Here is a 238-nt window from a genome sequence, read left to right as displayed (position 1 = left end):
ATGATATTTTTATGAGGTATGGTGCATGACCACCAAATCCGGTTTGTTGCAAGGAAAACGCGGGCTGATCTTGGGTCTGGCCAACAACCGCTCTATCGCCTGGGGTATTGCCAAAGCTGCCCGGGATGCCGGTGCTGAGATTGCTTTGACCTATCAGGGCGATGCAATGAAGAAGCGCGTTGAGCCGCTCGCTGCTGAATTGGACGCACTGCTTTGCGGCCATTGCGATGTGACTGAC

At 53.8% G+C, this 238-nt stretch carries 1 protein-coding gene; it reads left to right on the top strand.

What is annotated here, in order from left to right; translation table 11 throughout:
* Window positions 1-25: 25 nt before the first annotated feature.
* A partial coding sequence (locus HBA93_RS23340; RefSeq protein ID WP_221724804.1) for an SDR family oxidoreductase occupies window positions 26-238 on the top strand: 213 nt, incomplete at its 3' end.

The sequence above is a fragment of the Ochrobactrum sp. SFR4 genome (assembly GCF_019730395.1).
Taxonomy (GTDB): Bacteria; Pseudomonadota; Alphaproteobacteria; order Rhizobiales; family Rhizobiaceae; genus Pseudochrobactrum.
The sequence above is the reverse complement of the archived record's forward strand: the minus strand, read 5'-3'. Positions and strand labels throughout refer to the sequence as shown.